The organism is Comamonas sp. CMM02, from assembly GCF_014851485.1.
In the GTDB taxonomy this organism is placed as follows: domain Bacteria; phylum Pseudomonadota; class Gammaproteobacteria; order Burkholderiales; family Burkholderiaceae_C; genus Comamonas; species Comamonas avium.
Map to the genome: position 1 here is coordinate 551802 of NZ_JACUZW010000002.1, position 21326 is coordinate 573127.

Annotated in this window: 19 protein-coding genes and 1 pseudogene; 13 read left to right on the forward strand and 7 right to left on the reverse strand. The window is 59.3% G+C overall.

All coding sequences use genetic code 11. The features are described 5' to 3' along the window. Positions 1-49 precede the first annotated feature (49 nt). Positions 50-1087: a CDP-6-deoxy-delta-3,4-glucoseen reductase gene (locus IB213_RS07725; RefSeq protein WP_191722926.1), complete on the reverse strand. Its 1038-nt coding sequence runs from the start codon at positions 1085-1087 to the stop codon at positions 50-52. Between the two features lie 124 nt (positions 1088-1211). Here IB213_RS07725 and IB213_RS07730 point away from each other — a divergent pair, with 124 nt between their 5' ends. After that, positions 1212-2150 carry an SDR family oxidoreductase gene (locus IB213_RS07730; protein ID WP_192405889.1) on the forward strand — a complete coding sequence of 313 codons (939 nt, stop codon included), beginning with the start codon at positions 1212-1214 and terminating at the stop codon, positions 2148-2150. A 3-nt stretch (positions 2151-2153) separates the two neighbouring features. Here the strand turns inward: IB213_RS07730 and IB213_RS07735 are convergent, their stop codons facing one another. Next, a complete protein-coding gene (locus IB213_RS07735) occupies positions 2154-2666 on the reverse strand; it encodes a DUF4124 domain-containing protein (RefSeq protein WP_192405890.1) in 513 nt (170 codons plus the stop codon). Positions 2667-2860: 194 nt separating this feature from the next. Here IB213_RS07735 and ppk2 point away from each other — a divergent pair, with 194 nt between their 5' ends. After that, a complete protein-coding gene (gene ppk2 / locus IB213_RS07740; protein ID WP_192405891.1) occupies positions 2861-4024 on the forward strand; it encodes a polyphosphate kinase 2 in 1164 nt (387 codons plus the stop codon). 58 nt (positions 4025-4082) lie between these two features. Here ppk2 and IB213_RS07745 read toward each other — a convergent pair whose 3' ends face one another. Further along, positions 4083-4994 (reverse strand): LysR family transcriptional regulator, encoded by a 912-nt coding sequence (locus IB213_RS07745; RefSeq protein WP_192405892.1) that lies wholly within the window; start codon positions 4992-4994, stop codon positions 4083-4085. 110 nt (positions 4995-5104) lie between these two features. Here IB213_RS07745 and IB213_RS07750 point away from each other — a divergent pair, with 110 nt between their 5' ends. The 7 genes from IB213_RS07750 to IB213_RS07780 all read left to right on the forward strand — a co-directional run bounded on the left by IB213_RS07750 (position 5105) and on the right by IB213_RS07780 (position 13333). Next, positions 5105-5767, forward strand: a complete 663-nt coding sequence (locus IB213_RS07750) for an NAD(P)-dependent oxidoreductase (RefSeq protein ID WP_192405893.1) — start codon at positions 5105-5107, stop codon at positions 5765-5767. A 99-nt stretch (positions 5768-5866) separates the two neighbouring features. Then, a complete protein-coding gene (locus tag IB213_RS07755; protein ID WP_192405894.1) occupies positions 5867-7066 on the forward strand; it encodes a sugar transporter in 1200 nt (399 codons plus the stop codon). Between the two features lie 157 nt (positions 7067-7223). Next, positions 7224-9407 (forward strand): TonB-dependent hemoglobin/transferrin/lactoferrin family receptor, encoded by a 2184-nt coding sequence (locus tag IB213_RS07760; RefSeq protein WP_192405895.1) that lies wholly within the window; start codon positions 7224-7226, stop codon positions 9405-9407. 81 nt (positions 9408-9488) lie between these two features. Next, on the forward strand, positions 9489-10571 hold the full coding sequence (locus tag IB213_RS07765; RefSeq protein ID WP_192405896.1) for a ChuX/HutX family heme-like substrate-binding protein: 1083 nt from the start codon (positions 9489-9491) through the stop codon (positions 10569-10571). A gap of 7 nt (positions 10572-10578) precedes the next feature. Then, positions 10579-11460, forward strand: coding sequence for a hemin ABC transporter substrate-binding protein (locus IB213_RS07770; protein WP_370551200.1), 882 nt, complete (start codon positions 10579-10581; stop codon positions 11458-11460). Then, positions 11457-12515, forward strand: coding sequence for an iron ABC transporter permease (locus IB213_RS07775; protein WP_192405898.1), 1059 nt, complete (start codon positions 11457-11459; stop codon positions 12513-12515). Before IB213_RS07770 ends, IB213_RS07775 begins: the two co-directional genes overlap by 4 nt. Next, positions 12512-13333, forward strand: a complete 822-nt coding sequence (locus tag IB213_RS07780) for a heme ABC transporter ATP-binding protein (protein WP_192405899.1) — start codon at positions 12512-12514, stop codon at positions 13331-13333. Before IB213_RS07775 ends, IB213_RS07780 begins: the two co-directional genes overlap by 4 nt. A 109-nt stretch (positions 13334-13442) precedes the next feature. Here IB213_RS07780 and IB213_RS07785 read toward each other — a convergent pair whose 3' ends face one another. Continuing rightward, entirely contained in the window at positions 13443-14276 is an 834-nt protein-coding gene (locus tag IB213_RS07785; protein ID WP_192405900.1) for a pyruvate, water dikinase regulatory protein, read from the reverse strand. 217 nt (positions 14277-14493) lie between these two features. On the opposite strand from IB213_RS07785, the gene ppsA reads away from it, so the two are divergent. The 4 genes from ppsA (at position 14494) to IB213_RS07805 (ending at position 19952) form a co-directional block, all read left to right on the forward strand. Beyond that, positions 14494-16884, forward strand: coding sequence for a phosphoenolpyruvate synthase (ppsA, locus tag IB213_RS07790; protein WP_191722913.1), 2391 nt, complete (start codon positions 14494-14496; stop codon positions 16882-16884). Between the two features lie 39 nt (positions 16885-16923). Continuing rightward, positions 16924-17256 carry a DUF4212 domain-containing protein gene (locus IB213_RS07795; protein ID WP_225214100.1) on the forward strand — a complete coding sequence of 111 codons (333 nt, stop codon included), beginning with the start codon at positions 16924-16926 and terminating at the stop codon, positions 17254-17256. Next, positions 17234-19324, forward strand: a complete 2091-nt coding sequence (locus tag IB213_RS07800) for a VC_2705 family sodium/solute symporter (protein ID WP_191722911.1) — start codon at positions 17234-17236, stop codon at positions 19322-19324. Before IB213_RS07795 ends, IB213_RS07800 begins: the two co-directional genes overlap by 23 nt. 178 nt (positions 19325-19502) lie before the next feature. Next, the gene (locus IB213_RS07805) at positions 19503-19952 is read left to right on the forward strand and encodes a hypothetical protein (RefSeq protein ID WP_192405901.1); all 450 of its coding nucleotides are present in this window, start codon (positions 19503-19505) and stop codon (positions 19950-19952) included. Between the two features lie 82 nt (positions 19953-20034). Here the strand turns inward: IB213_RS07805 and IB213_RS18050 are convergent, their stop codons facing one another. The 3 genes and pseudogenes from IB213_RS18050 to IB213_RS07815 all read right to left on the reverse strand — a co-directional run bounded on the left by IB213_RS18050 (position 20035) and on the right by IB213_RS07815 (position 21134). Continuing rightward, positions 20035-20355 carry an FKBP-type peptidyl-prolyl cis-trans isomerase gene (locus IB213_RS18050; RefSeq protein ID WP_225214099.1) on the reverse strand — a complete coding sequence of 107 codons (321 nt, stop codon included), beginning with the start codon at positions 20353-20355 and terminating at the stop codon, positions 20035-20037. Positions 20356-20382: 27 nt separating this feature from the next. After that, positions 20383-20727, reverse strand: a pseudogene (locus IB213_RS18055) (FKBP-type peptidyl-prolyl cis-trans isomerase); the annotation flags it as partial. A 101-nt stretch (positions 20728-20828) separates the two neighbouring features. Continuing rightward, the gene (locus IB213_RS07815; RefSeq protein ID WP_042415506.1) at positions 20829-21134 is read right to left on the reverse strand and encodes a helix-turn-helix domain-containing protein; all 306 of its coding nucleotides are present in this window, start codon (positions 21132-21134) and stop codon (positions 20829-20831) included. Positions 21135-21326 lie beyond the last annotated feature (192 nt).

The following is a 21326-nucleotide window of genomic DNA, read 5'->3' on the forward strand; positions in this document are numbered from 1 at the left end:
AGCCGTAAAAAAGGCCGCGCAAGGCGGCCTTGTGCGGGCAGTGCCGCGTTTACTTGTCTGCTGCGCTGGTGAATGCGTCGGCAAAGAACGCTTCTTCTGGCAGAGCGCGCTGGCTGGTGTAGCTGGTACGGGCCGAATCCACCATGACGGGAGCGCCGCAGGCGTAGACCTCATGGCCCGATAGATCAGCAAAGTCATCCAGCACCGCCTGGTGCACATAGCCACTGCGGCCTGTCCAGTTGTCGGTGGGCTGAGCATCTGACACGACAGGCACGTAGCGCAGATTGGGCATGAGCGCAGCCAGTTGCTTGACCCATGCATCCTGGTACAGATCTTCTGGACGGCGACCGCCCCAGTACAGGCTGACAGAACGGGTAATGCCCTTGTGCTGCATGTGTGTCAGCAAACCCTGGATGGGGGCAAAGCCGGTGCCAGAGGCCAGGAACACCATGGGCTTGTCGGAGTCTTCGCGCAGGAAGAAGCTGCCAAAAGGGCCCTCAGTGCGCAAAATTTCCTTTTCCTTCATCGCACCGAACACATGGTCGGTGAACACCCCGCCGGGCATGTGGCGGATGTGCAGTTCAATACCGGGAGCCGTTTCCTGCACATGGGGCGCTGTGGCGATGGAGTAGGCGCGGCGTGTTCCGTCGCGCAAGATAAATTCAATGTACTGGCCCGCAAAATACTGGAACACGGTGTTGGCGGGCAATTGCAGCTGAACGCGCATGACGTCGTGCGAGAGCTTTTCGAAAGCGGCCACGCGCACTGGCATTTTTTTGATGGGGAAAGCGTGGGCGTCGGTGACTTGGCGCGACTCCAGCACCACATCGGTGTGTGCTGTTGCGCGGCAGGTCAAAATAAAGCCAGCCTCCAGCTCAGCGGGTGTCAAAGCCTTGTCTGAGTGGCTCTCGTGCGTGACTTCTCCGCTGAGTTTCTTGCATTTGCATGAGCCGCAGGCTCCGTCTTTGCAGCCGTAGGGCAGGCCAACGCCGGCAGTGATGGCTGCAGCCAAAATGGTCTCGCTGCTGCTGGCGGAAAACTGGCGACCACTGGGTTCAACGGTGATCTGGAATGCGGGGGCGGTCATCTTCTAGCTATCCTTGGCGGTTTCTCAATGTGCGCTGACCTGCAGGGCAGGCGTGGCGCAGCACAGGCAATGGGCTGCACAAAGTGGCCCGTTGCACAACAGTATTCAATGGGGATACCCGATTTTGCCTTCAATCCAAATCCCGCGCGGTGCTTTGCCAGCAAGGTTTCGCCGAACGCGTGTGCTCATCATTGGCTGTGGGGATGTGGGCCAGCGTATTGCACAGGCGCTGCAGCCGGTGGCGGCGCAGAAGCGCCAGCATGGCCCCAAGGTGCTGGCGTTGACGTCGTCGCCCGAGAAAGCAGCGGCGTTGCGCCAGCTGGGCATAACGCCGCTGGTCGGGAATCTGGATGATCTGCCCAGCCTGCGCCGTTTGCGCGGGCTGGCGGATCGCGTCATTCACATGGCACCTCCGCCGGGGCAGGGGGCCTTTGATACGCGCAGTGCGCATGTGGTACGTGTACTGCGCCAGGGGCGCTTGCCCAAGGCGCTGGTATATGGCTCTACCACGGGTGTTTACGGCAATTGCGACGGGGCATGGGTGGATGAAACGCGCACGCTGAACCCCACAACCGATCGTGCACGCCGGCGTGTCGATGCCGAGCAGCGCTTGCTGCACTTTGGCCAGCACAGTGGTCTGCGGGTGCAGGTGCTGCGTATTCCCGGTATTTACGCGCCCGACCGGGAGGGGGGCACGCCCCGCGGGCGATTGCTCAAAGGCTTGCCAGTCTTGAATGCACAAGACGATGTGTATACCAACCACATTCACGCTGATGATCTGGCGCGCATTGCCATTGCCGCCATGTGGCGTGGCAAACCGCAACGGGTCTATCACGCCAGTGATGACACGCAGATGCGCATGGGCGAGTATTTCGATCTGGCTGCCGACCTGTATGGCATGCCCCGACCACCGCGTGTGACGCGGGATGCAGCGCAGCAGATGCTGGCGCCCACCATGCTCAGTTTCATGGGCGAGTCACGCCGCATGCGCAATGCGCGTATCAAGCAGGAGCTGCGTGTGCGCCTGCGCTACCCCACGGTGCTGCAGGGCCTAGTGGCCTGAAGATCAGGGGCGGCTCCAGGTATTGCCTTTGCCGTCATAGCAGCGAAACACATTGCAGTTGTAGCTGCCAGTGTCGGGCTGGGGGCGTATGGGGGGTGGAGGGCGGATGTGCGGCGGACGGATGTGCGGTGGGCGGGGCGGGTACAGCGGCACATAGGTGGTGATGGGGTCGCTGGGGGGCACCTGCACGATCACGGGTGGCACTGGGCGCTGGGCTGCCAGTGCGGCAGCGCGTTGGGCATCGGCTTTTTGCTGGGCCACCTCGCGCTCGGCCTGCAGTTGCTGGGCGGCGCGTTTGCGTTCCAGCGCTTGCTGGTACTGGGCTTCGTGCTCAGCCTGCTCCTGTGCGGTCAGGGGCGGCAAGATTTCTTGCACTTGCTTGCTGTTGGGGCACGTGCCATCGGTATAGGTAACGTGTCCGCTGGCATCCACACAGCGTATGACCTGGGCATGGGCGATGCCTGCGGTGTACAGGCATGTGATCAGCGCAGCGAAGAAGTGGCGACAAGTGGTCATGACTGCAGGCTTATCTAGATCGGTGGAGCAACTTTCAACGGAAAAAGCAGTGCAGGTCAAGTGCAAAGGGCCGCATTGCTTGTCAGGTGCTTGCACTGCCCGCTTGTCGCGCAATGGTATCTTTATGTGTTTCCTAGTGACGTTTTTTTAGTCTGTGCACCCTGGATGGCGTGTGCGGCAAGGAGTTTTCGTGCATGGCTGATAAGCCCACCCCCAGCAATACCAAAAAGAGCGCCCGTAGTGCCGGCCATGGCACACGCAAGGCCAGCGCAGGCGATGTTGCAATGGGCAAGGATGAAAAATCCATTGAAAAGTTTGTAGCAGGTCAGGCTACACAGGCTGCGCAGAAAAGCCGTGTAGCGGCGGTGCTGAGTGTGCTGGACCAGCCGGGCAGTGACAAAGAGCGCGCCAAGTCGCTGCGTGCCTTGATCGAGGGTTCAGACCCCGAAGACCAGAAGGCCCTGCGCAAGGCGCTCAACCGGCTGGGGGGCAACGAGGCCACGGCCAAAGCCAATCCCGATGAAGAGTTGAGCAAGGACTGGAAGGACGGCGGCTACCCCTATGCCAACTTGCTGCGCCGCTCGGTCTATGAAAAGGACAAGTTCCGCCTGCAGGTGGAGCTGCTCAAGCTGCAAGCCTGGGTGAAAGAGTCGGGCCAGCGCGTGCTCATCATTTTTGAAGGCCGTGATGCGGCAGGCAAGGGCGGCACCATCAAGCGTTTCATGGAGCACTTGAATCCCCGTGGCGCGCGCGTGGTGGCGCTGGAAAAACCGTCTCCCACCGAGCAGGGGCAGTGGTACTTTCAGCGCTATGTGCAGCACCTGCCCACGGCCGGCGAGATCGTGCTGTTTGACCGCAGCTGGTACAACCGCGCTGGTGTGGAGCGCGTGATGGGTTTTTGCACCGACGCGCAGTACAAGCAGTTCATGCAGGATGCACCGCAGTTTGAGCGCATGCTGGTCAGCAGCGGAGTGCATGTGGTGAAGTTCTGGTTCAGCGTCAGCCGCAAAGAGCAGCGCCGCCGCTTCAAGGAGCGCGAGTCGCATCCGCTCAAGCAATGGAAGCTGTCGCCCATTGACCAGGCGTCACTGGACAAGTGGGAGGACTACACCCGCGCCAAAGAAGCCATGTTCTTTGAAACCGACACGGCCGATGCACCGTGGACGGTGGTCAAGAGCGACTGCAAAAAGCGCGCACGCCTGAATGCCATTCGCTATGTGCTCAACAAGCTGCCCTACAAGAACCGCGACATGGACAAGGTGGGCCGGCTCGATTCGCTGATTGTGGGCCGTGCATCGGCCATTTACGAACGTGGCGAAAAGCCTGAAGCAAAGTCTGAAAAATCCAGTGAAGAATAAAAAATAAGAGCTAGTAGCTATTAAATTTAAAAAGCAGCACCATGGCGGGCTGCTTTTTTTATGGGTTCACGCCATGCAGGGTGGCAAAGTAGGCCTGCAGCTCTTCAATGGCCTGCCGCACCTTGGCAGGTTGCGCATCGCGCTGCGGGGTGACGGCCCAGATGTCCAGCAGGCCCATGTCCCACTCTGGCAGCAGTTGTACTAGGCGGCCACTTTGCACGCTCTCGGTGACATCCATGGCCGAGAGCACCGCTACGCCCAGGCCTGCTTCGCACAGGGCTTGCACGGCCGTTTGGTGGTTGCTCAAGGCACGGGGCATGGCTTGTACGGTAAAGCGCTCACCGCTGGGTAGATGCTGCCAGATCAGTGCAAGCTGGTGTTGGTCGCGGTGGCTCAGCGTCAGCCAGGTGTCTTGCGCCAGGTGTGCGGGGTGCTGAGGGACTCCACCGCGTGCATGTATCCATGCAGGGGCAGCGCACAGCCAGTTGGGTGTGCTGGCCAGTTTGCGAGCCACCCAGTTGGAGTCGGCCTGCGGGCCAAAGCGCAGGGCCAGATCGACACGCGCCTGAATCAGATCGATGGGCACATCGTCCAGCAGCAAGCGCAGCCGCAGTTGCGGAAAACGCGCCAGCCAGGCTCCCAGCGCCGGGGCGGTATGGTGGGCAAAGCCCACGGGCGCAGCCAGACGCAGCTCGCCACTGGGAACTTGCTGCTCGGCGGCCAGTTCGGCGCGTGCGCGTTCGGCGGCAGCACTGAGCGTGGCGCACTGCACATAAAAGCGCTGGCCTGCATCGGTCAGGGAAATCTGCCGGGTAGAGCGGTGCAGCAGCGTGACGCCGCCTTCACGCTCCAGCTGGCGGATGTGCTGGCTCACGGCAGAAGGGCTCATGCCCAGGCTGCGTGCTGCAGCAGTCATGGAGCCGTGCTGCACGACGGTGGCAAAAACTGCCATGCGTTTGAGATCGTCCATGCGCTCTATTGTGAAGTGCAGCTTCAAAGTGTTGGTGAAAACTGCGTGATTTTTTGCCAGTATTGCGTCTTAAGCTTCAGCAATTACTTCCCCATACAAGGAGTTTCGACATGAAAGTAGCGTTGATTGGAGCGACAGGTTTTGTAGGTGCTGCTGTTTTGCAGGAGCTGGTGCAACGCGGTCATGAAGTGGTGGCGCTGGTGCGCGATCCAGCCAAGCTGCCCGCACAGGCGGGTGTGCAGGTGGTGCAGGCCGACGTAATGAACGCAGCCGCCGTGCAGCAAGCGGTGCGTGGCACGCAGGCCGTGCTCAGCGCCTACAACGCGGGCTGGAACAATCCCAATATTTACGACGATTTTATGCGTGGCTCAGCGGCCATCGTGCAGGGGGTGAAAGCGGCAGGTGTAAAGCGCTATCTGGTGGTAGGTGGTGCGGGCAGTCTGTATGTGGCACCAGGTGTGCAGTTGGTGGATACCCCCGAATTTCCTGCAGCCATCTACCCGGGCGCTTCTGCCGCGCGCGACATGCTCACGCAATTGCAAAAAGAAGACACTCTGGACTGGACGCTGCTCAGCCCAGCGGCGGGCTTTCACGCAGGCTCTGCAGCCCAGGCGCGTGGTCGCACCGGACAGTACCGTACTGGCAGTGATGCTCCGTTGATGCAGGAGGATGGGCAACTGGGTGATATTTCTGTCCAGGACTTGGCGGTAGCGCTGGTCGATGCGCTGGAGCGCCAGTTGCACGTGCGCCAGCGTTTCACAGTTGCGTACTGACAGCTAAAGGGGCAAGTGCAGCGCAGCTGCAGCCCTTTGAGAGACGCGGCAACAATACAGGGGCACAGTCACCAGGCTGTGCTCTTTTTTTGTTCGGGTATGGCTGCTTCCAATACTGCTTCTTCTAATTTTCGTGCGTGGCTGAGCGTCAGTGCGCTGACCATGGGTGCCTTTATTTTTAACACCAGCGAGTTTGTGCCTGTGGGCATGCTCAGCGACATTGGTGCCAGCTTTGGCATGCCAACCGAGCACGTGGGGCTGATGCTGACCATCTATGCCTGGGTGGTGGCACTGGCCTCGCTGCCGATGATGCTGCTGACGCGCAAGATAGAGCGACGCAGGCTGCTCATGGGCGTGTTTGCGCTGTTCATCGTCAGCCATGTAGCTTCGGGCATGGTGAGCAGTTTTGAGATGCTGATGGCCAGCCGCATTGGCGTGGCACTGTCACACGCGGTGTTCTGGTCCATCACGGCGGCTTTGGCGGTACGCATAGCCCCGGCGGGCAAGAAAGCGCAGGCGCTGAGCATGCTGGCCACGGGCACGACGCTGGCCATGGTGATGGGCATTCCCCTGGGGCGCGTGGTGGGCGACTGGCTGGGCTGGCGCACAACGTTTTGGGCCATTGGCGCTCTGGCCGTCGTGGTCATGCTGGTGCTGTCCAGACTGCTGCCTTTGCTGCCCAGTGAAAATTCAGGCTCTGCTTCCAGCATTCCGGTGCTGCTGCGCCGCCCTGCGCTGATGGCCATTTATGCCTTGCTGATTTTGGTGGTGACGGCGCAGTTCACCGTCTACAGCTATATCGAGCCTTTTGTGCAGGTGGTGGCAGGCTTGAGTGCGCATGTGACCACCGTGGTGCTGCTGCTGTTTGGCGGCATGGGCATTGTTGGCAGTGTCTTGTTCAGTGTGTATGGCGCGCGTTTCCCCAAAGGGTTCTTGCTGGTATCGATTGCGGCCATGGCTGCCAGCTTGCTGCTGCTGCTGCCAGTCAGCCAGCATGAAATGTCGCTGTATGCAATGTGCCTGGTCTGGGGCAGCGCCATGATGTGCATGGTGCTGGCCCTGCAGGCCAAGGTGCTGGCGCAGGCGCATGACGCCACAGACGTCGGCATGTCACTGTTTTCCGGCATCTTCAATATCGGCATTGGGGCCGGTGCGCTGCTGGGTAGCCAGGTGAGTCTGCATGCGGGCATGCAGCACATCGGCTGGGTAGGCGGCGCATTGGCCAGCGCCGCGTGTGTGTGGTGTGCTTTTGCCCAGCGGCGCTGGGGCAGGGCTGCCGGGGCAGGTGCCACGCAATAGCACAAGGAAAATTGCGCACCAGGAATGAGGTTTACATGTTGATGCTTATCAAATGATAACTATTCTCATATAATTTTCAATCCTGCAAGCTATCCCCAGACCGTTCTTGGTCCAGGTTCGCCAGCCATGTCACGAACTTTTTATCCGAGAACGCGTTATGCAACGAATGTCTGTGGGGGTGCGCCCTGTGGCTGCGGCTGCCATGTTGGCTTGTCTGTGGTCGTTTACTGCCCATGCTGCTGATCCCGTCTTGCCGTCGGTGACGGTGCAAGAGGCACAGGAAGCACTGGATCCTGCCCTTGTCCCTTACGCCACGGAGGTGGTAACCAAAGAGGACATTGAGCGCAAACAAATCCTGGATATTCGCGACGCAGTTCGCGACATGATCAATGTGGAGGTGCCTCGTGCGGCGCGCCGCGGCTCGGGCATCGGTGGCACGGCAGGGCGTGAAGGCAACACAGGATTTGAAATCCGTGGTCTGGGCGGCAACCGTGTGCAGACCCTGGTGGACGGCATTCCTCAGCCCGAATCCGATAGTTTCATGAACAGCCACAGCTTTGGGCGCGACTATGTCGACCCGCTGACGCTGGCTGGCATTGAGGTGCATAAAGGCGCCAGCGATGTCAGTTTTCCAGCAGGCGGCATTGCAGGCGTGGTGAATATGCGCACCTTGTCTCCCTATGACTTGCTGGGTGGCAGCAAAGATTTTGCAGGCCGCGCCCTGCTGGGCTGGCGCAGCGAAAACCAGGGGCGTACGCTGGGGCTGGCGCTGGCGGGCAAGGCTTCAGAGCAGTTGCAGTGGCTGGTTGCACTCAATGGCGACTGGAGTGACGAAGTCAGAACCATGGGCAAGGTAGGGGGCACTGGGCTGACCCGTACCAAGGCCAACCCAGAAGACAACCAGCGCAGCTCGGCGCTGGCCAAGCTGGTGTTCAAGCCCGATGGCAGTCAGACCCATGTGTTCACGGTGGAGCACCGCCGCCAGGACACCGATATCAACAACCTGCACGACTTCAACAACGGCACGACCCGGTCGCACACTGAGTCCACAGACAGCCGCCGCACGCGTGTTTCTTTGCGCTCGGATTTTGCGCTGAACGCTCCAGCCGCCGATGCGCTACGCACCTATCTGGCCTGGCAGGACAGCAGCAACCGGCAACTGCTTGCGCTGGATACCACCACCGCCAACCGCATGCGCGTGCGCGACCATGCCTACGACGAGAGCATGCTGCAAGCGGGGGTACAGGCCTATAAGACGCTGGGCATGCACCACCTGCAGTACGGCATGGATATGGCGCGCATGGACAACGAAACCAGCAGTCTGTCAACAGATGCGGGTGTGACGACTTCGGTGCCCAAAGGCCCGGACAGCCGCACGACACGATGGGGTGTTTTTGTAGAGGATCGCATCGAATGGGATGACTGGATGGTCAAGCCAGGCCTGCGCTATGAGTCAGTCAAGATAGACCCGGATGCTGGCAGCATCAACACCGGAGCATCTGGTGCCACGCTGGCCAGCAAGCGTTTCAGCGCGTGGCTGCCTCAGCTGGGTACGCAATTGAAGCTGGGGGGCGGGGTGCAGGCCTTTGCCAATTACCAGCGTGGCTTCCGTGCTCCGTCGTCAGGGGAGATGAACAATTACTTCGGCAACATCACGCCGTTTTATGGCTACTACATCCTGCCCAATCCCAATCTGAAGGCTGAGACCAGCAACAACTTTGAGCTGGGCCTGCGCGATGCAGAGGGCCTCTTCCAGTGGGAGGCCTCGGCTTTCTATGGTCGCTATCGCAACTTCATCGAGCGCTACGCCGATGCCGGCACGCTGCCCAGCAATCCGGCCGTGACCCTGCAGCAATCGCGCAATCAGGCCAAAGCCACCATCAAAGGGTTTGAGCTCAAAGGCAAGGCCCAGCTGGGCCAGTCCTGGGGCGGTGTGTGGCAGGTGCATGGCGGCTATGGCTACACCAAGGGTACGGGCGAGGATGGCAGCGGCCTGGAAAGCATTGCCCCGCACCAGTTGAAGCTGGGCGTGGGCCAGCAGGCAGCCAACTGGCGCTGGGAGCTGGCTGCCAGCCACAGTGCAGGCAAAAAGAAGAGCGATTTACCCACAGGCTCGCGCAGCCTGTTCCTGAGCCCTTCCTACACCGTGCTGGACTGGACCGCACAGGTGGCGCTGCGCAAAGACTTGCGCCTGAATGTGGGGCTGTACAACCTGACCGACAAAAAATACTGGAACTGGTCGGATGTGCGGGGTGTGACAGCTGCGGCTGAGCGCGCTGCGATTGATGCCTACAGCCAGCCAGGGCGCAACGTGCGCGTCTCGATGGTGCTGGATTTCTAAGGTGTGTGCCCAAGCGCTCGCTCTCAGCCACTGAGTGCGAGCGCTTTTTGTTTGCTTTATTTTCTAATCAGGAGCTACGCAATGAACGCCATGATTGATTCTTCTTTGGCTGATCACGCAGCCATCCGTTGTGCTTTTGTTCAGGCACGTGCCAACGGCTTGCGCGCCAAAGATGCAGCCCAAGCCATCGGCTTGAGCGAAGGCGCTGTGATAGCCGCCCATGTGGGCCAGCATGAGCAGCCGCTGAAAGCCCAGGCGCTCAAGCCAGAGTGGTTTGAAATTTTGTTGGCGCTGGAGCCTTGTGGCGACTTGATGGCACTGACCCGCAATGAATTGGTAGTGCACGAAAAAGATGGGGTCTACAAAGGCTTCAGCCGCGAAGGCCAGGTTGCTCTGTGCAACAACGATGACATTGATCTGCGTATTTTCTTTTTCCAGTGGCATGCTGGTTTTTACGTGACCGAGACTGGGCGTGATGGCAAGGTGATGCTCAGCCTGCAGTTTTTTAACAAGCACGGTGTGGCGGTACATAAAATTTATGCACGCGAGGCCACCAACCTGCAGGCACTGGAGGCCGTAGTCACCCGCTTTGCGGATGCGCGGGCGGATTACCAGTTCGTGCCAGCCGCCGCCCCGGCGGCGGTTGCTGACGACAGCAGCATGGACGCCGAAGGCCTGCGCACGGCATGGGCTGCCATGCAGGACACGCACGACTTCTTTGGCATGCTCAAAAAATTTGGCTGTGAGCGCCAGCAAAGTTTCCGGTTGACGCAGGGGCTGTACAGCGAGGCATTGCATCTGAATGCCGTGACACCCCTGCTGGAGCAGTCCGCAGCAACAGCATTGCCCATCATGGTGTTTGTGGGCAGCAAGGGGTGCATCCAGATTCATTCCGGGCCTGTCAAGCAGGTCAGGCCCATGCAGTCTGCGGGCGGCGCTGACTGGATCAATGTGCTGGATCCTGGCTTTAGCCTGCATCTGCGCCGCGACCTGATCACCAGTGCCTGGCTGGTGCGCAAGCCGACATCGGACGGCATTGTGACTTCGGTCGAGCTGTTTGATGCCAGTGGTGATGTGGTGGCCATGTTCTTTGGCGTGCGCCACCCGGGCGAGCCAGAGCTGACAGCATGGCGTGATCTGGCCGAAAACTTGCCACGCGCCTGAGGAGACAGTGATGGCTGCAGAACTCTCTCGTCGCCAGTGGCTGGCACTGGCAGCTGGTGCAGGTAGCGCTCTGTCGTTGCCCGCACGCTGGGCACAGTCTGCCCAGCGTCCGGTGCAGCGCCTGATTACCGTGGGTGGTGCTGTCACTGAAGTTGTCTACGCTTTGGGCGCTCAGTCTTTGCTGGTGGCAACCGATACCACCAGCCTGTACCCGGAAGCTGCGAACCGCACGCCCAAGGTGGGATATCTGCGGCAATTGTCTGCAGAGGGGCTGCTTTCACTGCGACCCGATGCCATCGTCGGGGCCGCCGAGGCAGGGCCGGCCATTGTGCTGGAGCAAGTCAGGGCGGCTGGGGTGCGTGTGGAATTGATTGCTGCAGACCATAGCTTTGCAGAAGTGTTGCGCAAGGTGCAAACCGTGGGCCGTATTACTGGGCGTGAGGGGCAGGCCCAAACATTGGTCACGCAGTTGAAAGCGCAGTGGGCACAGGTGCAAAGCACCGTGGCACAGGCTCAGCGCAAACCCAAGGCTTTGTTCATCCTGTCGCACAGTGGTGCCCCGTTGGTGGCTGGCCGGGGCACTGCTGCCCACGCCTTGCTGAGCTTGGCGGGTGCCCAGAATGTGGTGCAGCAGTTTGAGGGCTACCGGCCACTGACGGCGGAGGCCATGGCTGCCGCTGCACCAGATGTGCTGGTCAACAGCACCCAGGGCATTGAAGCCTTGGGTGGTGTGGATGCTTTTTGGCGCAGGCCAGAACTGGCGTTGACCCCGGCCTTTGCCCGCAAGGCACTGGTGATGATGGAGGCGAGCCAGCTGCTTGGATTTGGACCCCGTCTGCCTGAAGCGGTGTCTCAGCTGCACAGCCAGATGCTGAAAGTCACGGCATGACATCGCTCTGGCGCTTGCCCAGTGGCCGCCTGCATCCTCAGGTGGTCATTGGCGGTGGGGTTGTAGTGACGTTGCTGGCATTGATTCTGGGGAGCACACAGGGCGCTTACGCGATTGCTCCCTCTCAGTTGCTCTCTGTGCTGTGCAATGGGCTACTGGGGGGCAGCACGTCCAGCACCGAGCATCTGGTCTTCATGAACATTCGCCTGCCACGTCTCCTGCTTGGGCTGGTGGCAGGTGCAGGTCTGGGTCTGGCGGGGGCGCTGATGCAGGGCATGTTCCGCAATCCTCTGGCTGACCCCGGTTTGATCGGGGTCAGTGGTGGTGCAGCGCTGGCAGCAGCTTGCGCCATTGTGCTGGGACCGCTGTGGTTTGCCTCTTTGGGATTCACCCTCGGAAGCTGGACGCTGGCCGTCAGCGCGTTCATCGGAGGGGGGGCGGTAACGCTGCTGATTTATGGGCTGGCGCAATCGTCTGGCGGCACGCGTGTGGGGTTGATGCTGCTGGCAGGCATTGCCGTGAATGCGCTGGCAGGTGCTGGCCTGGGGTTCCTGAGCTATATCTCCAATGACGAGCAATTGCGCAACGTGCAGCTGTGGCTGATGGGCAGCTTGGGCCATGCGCGCTGGGCGACTGTCTGGCTGGTGGGCTGTGTGGTTGCGCTGTGTACCGTGGCGGCCATGGCACTGGCCCGCCCGCTCAACGCCATTGCTCTGGGTGAAGCGCAGGCGCAGTTGCTGGGGGTGCCCGTGGAGCGCACCAAACGCTATGCCATTGTGGTGACTGCGCTGGCAGTGGGATCGGTCACATCTGCCACCGGCGTGATTGGTTTTATTGGGTTGGTGGCACCGCATTGGGTGCGCCTGGTGGCAGGGCCGGATCATCGCTTGGTATTGCCAGGCTCTGCCTTGCTGGGGGCCAGCTTGGTGCTGGTGGCTGATGCGGTGGCGCGCACGGTCGTGCAGCCGGCAGAAATGCCATTGGGTGTGCTGACGGCTTTTATTGGCGTCCCCCTGTTTTTGCTGATGCTGCGCCAGTTCAGGAACAAGTTATGACCGATGCCGTGAACAGTTTGTGCTGCGAGCACCTGCAAGTCACTGCACATGCGCAGGGCGATACCCTGGCACAGGTGCATGCCAGCGTGCAGTCTGGGCGTTTTACTGCCATCTTGGGGCCTAACGGGGCTGGTAAAAGCAGCCTGATGTCCATCTTGGTGGGATTGCGTAAGCCCTCGGCAGGCCGTGTTGTATTCAAAGGGCGTGCGCTGCAGCAATGGCCGGCAGCCGTTTTGGCCCAGCACATGGCGTTCATGGCGCAAGACACGCAGGTGGCATTCAGCTTTACCAGCCAGGAGGTGGTGGAGATGGGGCGCTACCCGCACCGCCATCACCCCAAAGCGGACGAAGCACACGTCGTGCAGTGCGCCATGCAAGCCACGGGTGTGATGCATCTGGCAGACCGGGAGGTGGCTACCTTGTCAGGCGGCGAGCGTGCCAGAGTGCATCTGGCAAGGGCGCTGGCTCAGGCGTGGCACCCTTTGCCCGACGGCAGCGCACGCTGGCTGCTGCTCGATGAGCCCACGGCGGCTTTGGATTTGCAGCACCAGCATGCCTGCATGCAGTTGCTGCGCCAGCGTGCCGACCAGGGCTTTGGGGTGGTGGCCGTGCTGCATGACCTGAATCTGGCACTGCGTTATGCCCACGATGTGGTGGTGGTACCGGGGGGCGGGCAGGCCGTCATCATGGGGCGGTGCCAGGATGTGCTGACACCTCAGTGCATTGAGCAAGTGTGGGGGGTGCGTGGAGAGTTGCTGCACATGCAAGATGGCGTGCAGCAGTATGTGTTTGGCGCAGCGCCTGCAGCGGCGGCATGAACGCGAAAAAAAAGCTTCTAACCTTTACGCAGTAAGGGGTAGAAGCTAATTTGGCGGTTTTTTTGAACGAAAAGCTGCTTGCTCAACAGCGATGTATCGAGGCTTGTGCTCAGCCGTGCATGCCCATGCCCAGGCGGTGGGGCAGCACCTCTTGCAAGATGGTGGTCGAAATCTCTTCGATGGATTTGGTGGTGGTGGACAGCCAGCTGACACCTGCGCGGCGCATCATGGCTTCGGCTTCATGCACTTCGCTGCGACAGTTTTCCAGACTGGCATAGCGTGAGTTGGGACGGCGCTCGTTGCGTATGGTAGACAGCCGGACGGGGTCAATCGTCAGGCCAAACAGCTTTTTCTTGATGGGCTCCAGCGCTGGAGGCAGCTTTTTGCGCTCAAAGTCTTCAGGAATCAGCGGGTAATTGGCTACTTTAAGACCAAATTGCATGGCCAGATACAGGCTGGTGGGGGTCTTGCCCGAGCGGCTCACACCAACCAGCACCACGTCTGCGCCCGTCAGGTCATGGTTGGTCTGACCGTCATCGTGGGCCAGCGTGTAGTTAATGGCCTCCATGCGGTCCAGATATTCCTTGCTCTGGCTGATATCGCTGAAGCGGCCCACACGGTGCTGGCTTTTCATGCCCAGCTCTTCTTCCAGCGGCTGTACAAAGGTGCCAAACATGTCCATCAGCAAGCCTTTGCAGTGATCGGCAATCACTGCCACCACTTCCTGATTGACCAAAGTGCTAAAGACAATCGGCTTTTTGCCTTCCACTTCGCCTGTGTGGTTGATCTGGCGCACCGCCTGATGGGCCTTGTCTACCGTATCTACAAAGGGAATGCGCACGATGCGTGGCTTGATGTCAAACTGGGTCATCAAAGCCGTACCAAAAGTCTCGGCGGTGATCCCGGTGCCATCAGAAATAACGAATACGGTGCGCGTGTGCATGGGTAAGCAATTCCATTTAAATCAAACCCCGGTGTTACGGTGAAAAACTCCGACCGGGCCTACAATAGCGCCCATTATTCCCAATTTCGCTCGCATGCTGATCGATGACCGACAACCAGAACATCCAAGTTGTCGTCGAAAACATGTGAGATCACCAGTGAGCGTGCTTGTTGGGCAGGCTGCTGGAGCGTCCGGTTTTTAACTTTGGAGCCTTCCCATGTCTAACCGATTTGAAGCGGCCGCTTTGGTCGTTCCTTTCGAAAACTTGCGCATGAGCGACGTTGAGGTTGTTGGCGGTAAAAACGCCTCCCTCGGCGAGATGATTTCCCAACTGCCACAGGGCGTGCGTGTGCCTACGGGCTTTGCCACCACCGCCCATGCCTTCCGCCAGTTTCTGGCTTTTGAAGGGCTGGCTGACAAAATCTCGGCCAAGCTGGCAGCACTGGATGTTGAGGACGTGCGTGCACTGGCTCAGGTGGGTGCAGAAATCCGTGCGCTGGTGGAAGCCCAGCCTTTCCCTGCAGATCTGGAAGCCGCTATCCGCGCCGCTTTCATCACACTGCACGGTGGCAATGAAGCGGCTTCGTTTGCGGTGCGCTCTTCAGCCACTGCAGAAGACTTGCCCGATGCCTCGTTTGCCGGTCAGCAAGAAACTTTCCTGAACGTGGTGGGCATTGAAGATGTGCTGCACAAGATGAAGGAAGTGTTTGCCTCGCTGTACAACGACCGCGCCATCTCGTACCGCGTGCACAAGGGCTTTGAACACGATGTGGTCGCCCTGTCTGCAGGTGTGCAGCGCATGGTGCGCTCTGACCTGGGCGCAGCTGGCGTGATGTTCACCATCGACACCGAATCTGGCTTTGAAGACGTGGTGTTCATCACTTCCAGCTATGGCCTGGGCGAAACCGTGGTGCAAGGTGCCGTGAACCCCGATGAGTTCTACGTGCACAAGCCCATGCTCAAGGCTGGCAATAACGCGCTGATCCGCCGCAACCTGGGCTCCAAGCTGATTCAGATGGTGTTCTCTACACCGGAAGAAAAAGCCGCCTCGGGCAAGCTGGTCAAGACCACGGACGTAGCTCCCGAGCTGCGCAACCGTTATTCGCTGACCGATGCTGACGTGCAAGAACTGGCCAAGTACGCGCTGGTCATTGAAGAGCACTATGGCCGTCCCATGGACATTGAGTGGGGCAAAGACGGCACCGACGGTCATCTTTACATCCTGCAAGCCCGCCCTGAAACCGTGAAAAGCCAGGCCAAGGGTCAGGCTGAGTTGCGTTACAAACTCAAGGGCACAGGCAATGTGCTGGCCGAAGGCCGCGCCATTGGTCAAAAGATTGGTACTGGCCGCGTGCGTCTGGTGTCTGACATTGCGCAGATGGACCAGGTACAGGCTGGCGACGTGCTGGTGACCGATATGACGGACCCCAACTGGGAGCCCGTGATGAAGCGTGCTGCCGCCATCGTGACCAACCGCGGTGGCCGTACCTGCCACGCGGCGATCATTGCGCGTGAACTGGGGATTCCTGCTGTTGTGGGCTGTGGTGATGCCACTGCCCGCTTGAAGGACGGCACCTTGGTGACCGTGTCTTGCTCTGAAGGCGATACCGGCAAGATCTATGACGGTTTGATCGAAACCGAAGTGACTGAAGTGGTGCGCGGCGAAATGCCTGAGATCAGCACCAAGATCATGATGAACGTGGGCAACCCCCAGCTGGCCTTTGACTTTGCACAGTTGCCCAACCAGGGCGTGGGGCTGGCTCGTCTGGAGTTCATCATCAATAACAACATTGGTGTGCACCCCAAGGCTATTTTGGACTACCCAGCGGTGGATCCTGACCTGAAGAAGGCCGTGGAATCGGTGGCACGAGGCCACGCTTCTCCGCGTGCGTTCTATGTAGACAAGGTTGCTGAAGGTGTGGCCACCATTGCTGCAGCGTTCTGGCCCAAGCCGGTGATCGTGCGCATGTCGGACTTCAAGTCCAACGAATACCGCAAGCTGATCGGTGGCAGCCGCTATGAGCCCGAGGAAGAGAACCCGATGCTGGGTTTCCGTGGTGCAGCACGTTACATCTCTGAAGACTTCGGCGAGGCCTTCAAGATGGAATGCGAAGCCCTGCGCCGCGTGCGTGAAGACATGGGTCTGACCAATGTGCAGATCATGATTCCTTTCGTGCGTACCTTGAAGCAGGCTGAGCGCGTCACCACCATGCTGGGCGAAAACGGCCTCAAGCGCGGTGAGAACGAGCTCAAGCTGATCATGATGTGCGAAGTGCCTTCCAACGCCATTTTGGCCAATGAGTTCCTGGAGTTCTTCGACGGCTTCTCGATCGGCTCCAACGACTTGACGCAGCTGACGCTGGGCCTGGATCGTGACTCGGGTCTGGAATTGCTGGCGCAAGACTTTGATGAGCGCGATCCTGCGGTCAAGAAGATGCTGGAGCTGGCGATTGACGCTTGTCTGGCCAAGGGCAAGTACGTGGGTATCTGCGGACAGGGCCCTTCGGACCACCCTGACTTCGCCAAGTGGCTGGCAGACAAGGGCATTGTGTCGATTTCGCTCAATCCCGACACCGTGATCGACACCTGGCAAAATCTGGCTGGCTAAACCAGTGAAAGGCCTGTGATGCAGCTGTCTGAACACGATATGCATGACGGGCCTCAGTCAACCTCTGTAAGCGGGGGGCAGATGCCACCCGACTTGCACGACACACACCACCTGTGGCTCAAGGCAGTTTTGCTGGCGGTCTGGGTGGTGTTTTCTTTTGGTGTGTGCTTTTTTGCACGGGACTTGCAGGCATGGGCGCAAGGCTGGCAGCTGGGCTACTGGATGGCCGCCCAAGGGGCAGTCCTGATGTTCATGCTGATCGTGCTGGTTTACTGTGTGGTGATGGATGCTTTTGAGCGCACGGGTGCACAAAACAGCCAGGAAGATTTGATCGCCACACACACTCCCCATGTCCATTCTGACCGGCGCTAGCAACGCCTCTTCTTCTCGCGCTCGTGCCTATTTGTGGCGTGTTCACCGGCTGGTAGGCCTGTATTGCCTGTGCGTGATTGCATTTTTGCTGCTGATGTACTGGGCTGAGCGGCAAGGACTCTCGCGCCATTGGATCGGCCCTATTTTTCTGTTTATACCGGTCATGGTGTATGCCGCCATCGGGGTGTGGGGGCGCACCAGCGATGCCGATGAGTATTACGTCGCGGGACGCCGTATTCCTCCCATGTACAACGGCATGGCCGCCGCTGCAGACTGGATGAGCGCCGCCTCATTCATCAGTTTGTCCGGGGCTTTGTATCTGCAAGGGTTTGGCGGCTCCAGCGGGCAGCCCGGAGGGCTGGCCTATCTACTGGGGTGGACCGGGGGATTCTGTCTGGTGGCCATGCTGGTTGCACCGCATTTGCGGGCGATGAATCTCTACACCCTGCCAGATTTTTTTCAGCAGCGTTTTGGCGGGCACTGGCCGCGCATCATTGCCGCCCTGGCTTCGATCGTGTGCTCATTTACCTATGTAGTGGCACAAATTTATGGCGTTGGCCTGATCGCATCTCGCCTGACGGGGGTGCAGTTTGAAATTGGCATCATGCTGGGGCTGGGCGGGGTACTGTTGTGCTCTTTTTTAGGTGGCATGCGTGCGGTGACCTGGACACAGGTGGCGCAGTACGTAGTGATTCTGCTGGCATTTTTGATTCCGGTGTCGTGGCTCGCGTACAAGCAGCTGGGCAACCCGGTGGCGGCTGTGGCCTATGCAGGACAGCTGCAAAAAATTGCGGAGCTGGAAGAGCGGCTGCTGGTATCACCCGAAGAACTGGCTGTGCAGCAAGCGTACAGCGACCGCGCCGATATGCTGGAGGCCAAGCTGCAGGATGTACCTCTGGCCCTGGAGCGTGAGCGGCTGGTGTTGCATGAACGCATCCGCTACCTGCGCTCGGTCAACAGCGATGTGGGGCAAATCGTGGCAACCAGCCGTGAATATGCCAATTTGCCGCGCAATGCACAGACGGCTGAACAGCAGTGGCGCCAGCAACTGCAGGAGTACCGGGAGCGTGCCCAGCCGCTGTCGGGTTTGCCACGCCACAGCCAGCCGTTTGGGGGCAATCCTGATGGCACGGAGCAAGAGCAAAAGCAGTTCAATGATGAACGTAATAATTTCTTGGCACTGATGTTTTGCCTGATGCTGGGCACTGCAGGCTTGCCGCATCTGCTCACGCGCTACTACACCGTGCCCTCGGTTTCGGGCGCGCGCACTTCGGTGGCATGGACGCTGTTCTTTATTGGCGTGCTGTACTTGTCGGCACCGGCCCTGGCGGCCCTCATCAAGCTGGAGGTGATGAACAATTTGGTGGGTGTGCGCTTTGATGAACTGCCCAGCTGGATTGCCCAGTGGGCGCGGGTGGATGCGTCGCTGCTGTCTGTGGAAGATGTGAACCACGACGGGATTTTGCAGTTTGGCGAGCTGCGTCTGGGCGCCGACCTCATCATGCTGGCCACGCCTGAAATTGGTGGGCTGCCCTATGTGATTGCGGGCTTGGTGGCTGCCGGGGGGCTGGCTGCGGCGCTGTCTACGGCGGATGGCTTGCTGCTCACCATCAGCAACGCGCTGGTGCGTGACCTGAATTTCCAGAAACGCTCTGGAAGGACGTCACCAGAGCAGCGGGTGATTTTGTCGAAATTTGTATTGATGGCCGTGGCCTTGCTGGCCGCCTGGGTGGCCGGACAGCGGCCTTCAGACATTTTGCCGATGGTGGCAGCTTCATTTTCTCTGGCAGCTTCTGCATTTGTACCGGCGATGGTCCTGGGAATTTTTTGGCGCGGTGTGACGCGCTGTGGCGCCGTCTTTGGCATGCTGGCAGGGCTGGGTATCACCCTTTACTACATGCTTTCACACGCAAAACTGGTTCAGCAGTGGGTGCCCAGCATGTTGCTGGCAGATGGTCTGTGGTGGGGGCTGCAGCCTATTTCGGCCGGCGTATTTGGCGTGTTTCTGGGTGTGATCGTGACGGTATCAGTGAGTATGCTGACAGCCCATTCATATCAAAAGAAGTAGCTGTTATCGCTTTATCCACTTGTGTTTCAAATATAAAACTATCTGAAATCATTGCTGATAAAGCGTTGAATGCTATAGATAATAGTCTGACGGATTCCTTCCCAACATGGATTGCCCCAATGCTGGCTGCACATGATGTATGCGATGCTTGATTTCAAACAAGCAAAGGGACGAGCACATGAACGCGCTTTTGATCAAGACGGAGCAAGGTCAGCAAGCTTTTAAGGCACGCAGCGCGCAGTTGGCGGGGAAGTTACGTTCGGCATACTTGCTGTTTGATGGGCAGCGTACGGTGCAAGATGTCCTCAAGGCCACGCAGGGGCTGGGCGTGACTTTGCAAGATATTGATGCCCTGCAGCAAGCGGGCCTGCTCGCTGCCATGCAGCCCTTGCCAGCCGAGCTGGCACCAGTGGCATTGGCCAAGCTGCGCACCCCTCAGGAGCGCTACCGCGATGCCTATCCGTTGGCAGTGGCCTTGACGGGCAGGCTGGGCTTGTCGGGTTTCCGTCTTAATTTATCGGTGGAAGGTGCAACCGGTTATGAAGCACTGGCGGCAGTGGCGCCCAAAATCAAAGAAGCGGTTGGGCAGCAAGCCTATGCATCTCTGGAGCAGGCGCTGTTTGCTTGAGTTTGAGTGCAATGCAAGAAAAAACAAAAGCGGCCTGTCTCAGACAGGCCGCTTTTACTTGGCAATGATGGATCGCTGGGGCTTAGACGGCCAGCAACTCCACATCAAACTTGAGCGTAGCGTTGGGGGGAATCACACCGCCAGCGCCGCGGGCACCGTAGCCCAGCTCTGAAGGAATGATCAGCGTGCGCTTGCCGCCAACCTTCATGCCTTGCACGCCTTGGTCCCAGCCCTTGATGACCATGCCGGCGCCCAAGGTGAACACGAAGGGGTCGTTGCGGTCCTTGCTGGAGTCGAACTTGGCACCTTGCTGGCCATCTTTGTACAGCCAGCCGGTGTAGTGCACAGTGACGCGCTTGCCGCGTGTGGCTTCAGCACCTTCACCGACCACGGTGTCTTCCATCTGCAAAACGGGGGCTGCTTTGGTGGACAGCAGTTCCACTTCAAATTTCAGCGTGGCGTGAGGAGGGATCACACCGCCTGCGCCTTGAGCGCCATAGCCCAGTTGTGCTGGGATGATCAAGGTGCGCTTGCCACCGACCTTCATGCCTTGCACGCCCTCATCCCAGCCGCGAATCACCATGCCTTCGTCCAGCGAAAACTCAAAAGGCTCGCGGCGGTCCTTGCTGGAGTCAAACTTGGCGCCTTGCTGGCCGTCTTGAAAGAGCCAGCCTGTGTAGTGCACCTTTACATCAGCGCCGCTGATGGCTTCGGCGCCTTCACCGACAACGGTATCTTCGTATTGCAGGCCAGAGGCAGTGGTGGTCAGTGCCATGGGAGGGTTCCTTGTTCAGAGTTCTCAAATAAAAACAGGCACTGTGAGTGCCTGTTTGAGTGGGTGGCAGCAAAGGTGCTGCCACGAGGCTGGTGCCTAGATTACTTCTTCGCGCGGGCGGCTGCCCAGCGTGTGGCAAAAGCCTGTAGATCGCTAAGGCGCTTGAGCAAATCCTGTCCCGATGCGGTGACGGTGTAGCCGTCATTGCCGTGCTCCATCAAACCCTCTTCACGCAACTCTTTGATGCGGGTGTTCAAAGTATTGGGAGTGATACCGCCCACGCTGTCTTGCAACAAACGGAAGGTCTGGGGGTGGCCATCACGCAGTGCCCACAGTACGCGCAGTGCGTAGCGGCGCTCGAGTTTTTCGAGCAACTGATTGATAGCGGCGTTTTCCTTAGAGCTCATGGACGCTTCTCCTTGCGCTGAGATGGGGGATGGAGCGGGCCGCATTAGGCACCGAACCAAGTTGGTTGGACTATAGCTTTGAATCTTGTCTGCTACAAGTTTAGTAGCTCGTCGCTAAGAATCGCTAGGCTGTAAAGCCGGAAAATCGTCAAATAACATGCTTTTGTTGCTGCGCAGCCACGTTCTAAAGGC